General features: G+C 60.7%; 4 protein-coding genes and 1 pseudogene. 2 read left to right on the forward strand and 3 right to left on the reverse strand.

The annotated features are described in order from the left end of the window. Positions 1-189 precede the first annotated feature (189 nt). Both ABSG20_RS32865 and ABSG20_RS32870 read left to right on the forward strand, forming a co-directional pair. Positions 190-426, forward strand: coding sequence for a type II toxin-antitoxin system VapB family antitoxin (locus ABSG20_RS32865; protein ID WP_423868611.1), 237 nt, complete (start codon positions 190-192; stop codon positions 424-426). Then, positions 423-833, forward strand: a complete 411-nt coding sequence (locus tag ABSG20_RS32870; protein ID WP_423868612.1) for a type II toxin-antitoxin system VapC family toxin — start codon at positions 423-425, stop codon at positions 831-833. The genes ABSG20_RS32865 and ABSG20_RS32870 overlap by 4 nt, the downstream gene beginning before the upstream one ends. Positions 834-1,160: 327 nt before the next feature. Here the strand turns inward: ABSG20_RS32870 and ABSG20_RS32875 are convergent. From ABSG20_RS32875 to ABSG20_RS32885, 3 genes and pseudogenes are all read right to left on the reverse strand, one after another. Beyond that, positions 1,161-2,035 (reverse strand): annotated as a pseudogene (locus tag ABSG20_RS32875) (MBL fold metallo-hydrolase). A 184-nt stretch (positions 2,036-2,219) separates the two neighbouring features. Beyond that, positions 2,220-2,612 carry a hypothetical protein gene (locus ABSG20_RS32880; RefSeq protein WP_423868613.1) on the reverse strand — a complete coding sequence of 131 codons (393 nt, stop codon included), beginning with the start codon at positions 2,610-2,612 and terminating at the stop codon, positions 2,220-2,222. A gap of 270 nt (positions 2,613-2,882) precedes the next feature. Then, on the reverse strand, positions 2,883-2,993 hold the full coding sequence (locus ABSG20_RS32885) for a DUF6444 domain-containing protein (protein WP_423868614.1): 111 nt from the start codon (positions 2,991-2,993) through the stop codon (positions 2,883-2,885). Positions 2,994-3,354 lie beyond the last annotated feature (361 nt).

A 3,354-nucleotide genomic window follows, 5' to 3' on the forward strand; every position in this document is an offset into this window, starting at 1 on the left:
GCACACGTAGCTGGAGCGGGATATCGCGGCCGCTGCTTAGGCCATGTGGTGAGCAGGCGGAAGCCCGGCCGGAGGTCGATCCGGCGCACAAGACGAGGCAGCGCGGCGATTTCCCGCCACCATCGCCTTGAATAGCGCGGAGTGGCCATGTATATTGATGCTGTTTAGATAAACAGAGGGAGATTTGTCATGGCCCTGCAAATCGCCAATCCCGCTGTTGTGGCAAAGGTCGAACGATTGGCGCGGGCGACCGGACTGACCAAAACAGCTGTCGTCGAACGGGCAATCGATCATCTCTCCAGTCAGACCCTCATTGCCGCCGACTCCGGGCGAATGGCCGCGCTGCTGGCGCAGTTGGATCGCGTGCCCGATCGCGCGGATGCCTTCGACCCCTTGGAATGGGACAGCGTCGGATTGCCGAAATGATCGTGGTCGATACGTCGGCCATCGTCGCGATCGCCCTGGGGGAGCCGGAACGACAGAACTTCGTGAGAACCATCGAACGGTCCGACAGAGCGCTGGTCAGCACCGTCTCGGTCGTGGAGGCGCGCATGGTCGTCCATGGCCGTCGCGGTCAACGCGCTGTCGTTCTTCTGAACGATCTGCTGCGGCTACCAATCTTCGAGATGGTCGCACCAGATGTGTCTGAAGCCGACGCAGCCTACGCCGCATTCGTGACCTACGGCAAAGGCAGCGGCCACCCCGCAGGCCTGAATTTTGGCGATGTCTTCAGCTATGCGCTCGCAAAGGTGCGGGGGTTGCCGCTGTTGTACAAGGGCGCCGATTTTGCCGAGACCGATATAGGGAATGCGATTGCCGCGACACCCGATTAGCTGTGCAGTGATTTAAGTTCGAATCATATCGACATCATTGTTCAGCTCGAGAGACTGCCAAAAATGCCGCCAATGAATTGAGGGGCTTTCAACCCGTCATTGCGAGCCACTGGCTCAGCGCCACCGGGTCGCGCGAAATGCGCACCCGATGGCAGGCTCCGCGCCGTCAGGTGAGCGAAGCAATCCACTTAAGCGTACGCCGCGCGATGGATTGCTTCGTCGCAAGGGCTCCTCGCAATGACGGTGAAGAACCTCAGGATGAGACTTGCGACGCGCTCGAGCGCGCGGCTCCCAGGATGAGATCCAATTTGCTTTCCGGCTTGATCCTCAATCCCGCTTGAAGCGGTAATTGAATCGCTGCCCGTCCGCCGTCACAAAACCCGCAGTCGGCGTCGGGAAATGGATCGGCAGCAACAGCACATCGCTGTCGGCGACCGAGGATAAAAACGTCCGCCGCGACACGGCCGCCTGCTGGCCGTCCCAATCCACCCGCGGCGACCAGTCGGGCTCGCGGCACTGGATGATGTGGTGCATCATGTCTCCGGTCACCACCGCGCGCTGGCCGCGCGAACGAATATTGACGCAGCAATGGCAGGGCGAGTGGCCCGGCGTCGGCGTCAGCGTGATGGTGTCGTCGAGCGCGTAATCGTCATCGACCAATAGCGCCTGCCCGGCTTCCAAAATCGGCAGGCAGTTGTCGCGGAAGACCGTGCCCGGCGGATCGGCGCCGCGTGCGTACTCGGCCTCCCAGACCGCATATTCCTTTCTGTGGAAGACGTATTTCGCATTTGGGAAGGTCGGCACCCAGCGCCCATCGCGCAGCGTGGTGTTCCAGCCGGTATGATCGATATGAAGATGGGTGCAGAAGACGTAGTCGACCTGGTCGAAGCCGATGCCGAGCGCGAACAGCTCGTTGCGCCAGCGTTCCTTGCCGGGAAAATCGAACGGCGGCGGGTGACCCTTGTGCTCGCCGGTGCAGGTATCGATCAGGATGGTGTGATGCGGCGTGCGGACGACAAAAGTCTGGTAGGTGATGACCATATCCCGAGCGTGCGGTCGAACACCTCCGGCTCCATCGCGGGCAAATGACGTTTGAAGGCGGCTTCCTCATAGGCCGGAAAGAAGTCCTGCGGCCGCCGCCACGGGCCTTCGCGCTCGATCACCGCGTCGATCGTGATGCCCCCGATCCTGAGCTGACGCATTTGCTTCCCCGGAATTGCCGGGGGCAGCATAACGGGCAGTCGTTGCCCGTTCAATGCAAGGACGAACCTTAAGATCGATCCGCCGTGCTAAACGCGACGGAAGATTCGATGGCACCTCCGCGGCCTCTTCAATGCAGATGTCGACCAACGCGGCGCCGGCATCGGCGGAGCGACACAAGCGCAATCAGACACCGCCTGGCTGCACATAGCAGAACACATAACCTCCGCGGCTCAAGAAGACGATGCCGTGCCCGGTGGGATTCGATTTGTCCCATTTCAGTTTATTGTTCGGGACCTCAACCTCGGTTCCCGGCGGCACATGCGGCCGGCCGCGCGGTCCGTCGGGCCGGTCATCGGTGATCGTCGCGTAGGTCTTGCCGTCTCTGACATGGACCTCATCCGCCCAGTAGGCATCGGCTTCGCCGCAGCACGATGCCGTGGGGACGTCGGGCTGCATCAGGGCCTGATACCATTGCCGGACATCGGGATCGACCGCTTCCCATTGTCCCAAGTCACGCGCGTTGCCGTTCACGATCAGGCAACTCAAAATACTCAGACCAAGGATGATGCTTCTCATCCGTGCGCTCCCAAGGTTTTCCGGCGGGATCTTCGAAGCAAGCTTCGTGCCGGAATTGCTGCGCTGCGGCATCAGCTGCGAGATATCAACAAGCAACTGTCGCAGGGCCTGGGGCGTTTGAATTAAGGCAAAGGCGGCGTAATCGCCCTAATGGTAACTGCCCAGGTTTGAGTTTCAGATTACGCCAGAGGAACTGGCCAAGCCGCAGCGTTTCGCCCTTGTGGCCAGGCTGACCACCGGAAGGCTTGCCAGGCTTCTAGCGCGGGCTGCTCACACGCTCCGGTTCTTCAATACATCGCTCGACGGCGGCTTGGAGCTGTTCGAACTGTTCAGGGCGAGCCGGCGCTCAAGCTCCGCCAGATGCGCTTTCGGCGCCGCGATCTCTGGCCTGCGCGTTGATCAGCGCTATCAGCTCTTCCCGGCCCGGCTCGGTTCGCTTGGCGTGGCGCGAATCACCCAACCATTGATTCGGAAACCGACTCTGCCGTCCAGAGAAATATAGCAAAGGTAGCCCGAAATCAGGCCACTTGGACAGTTACCCCCAAGGATTAACGCCCCAGTGGCTCAATGGGTGGCATTCGATGCCCGGGAAGCCCTCAAGATATGCCTTGAACATGGGGATAGCCAATATGTGCGATCAGCGGGATGCCGAAAGTGCATCGCGGAATGCTGCCAGCGGCTGATGCTCTGCGCGCAATGGTGTTTAAAAAAGTTCGGAGGTGGCTACCATGCTGTGCGCAAT

Source organism: Bradyrhizobium sp. (assembly GCF_049512235.1).
Lineage (GTDB): Bacteria > Pseudomonadota > Alphaproteobacteria > Rhizobiales > Xanthobacteraceae > Bradyrhizobium.

Excerpts from the sequence above, each read along its gene's own strand:
- ABSG20_RS32865 (WP_423868611.1), top strand. The coding sequence starts at position 190 with ATGGCCCTGCAAATCGCCAATCCCGCTGTTGTGGCAAAGGTCGAACGA.
- ABSG20_RS32870 (WP_423868612.1), top strand. The coding sequence starts at position 423 with ATGATCGTGGTCGATACGTCGGCCATCGTCGCGATCGCCCTGGGGGAG.
- ABSG20_RS32880 (WP_423868613.1), bottom strand. The coding sequence starts at position 2,612 with ATGAGAAGCATCATCCTTGGTCTGAGTATTTTGAGTTGCCTGATCGTG.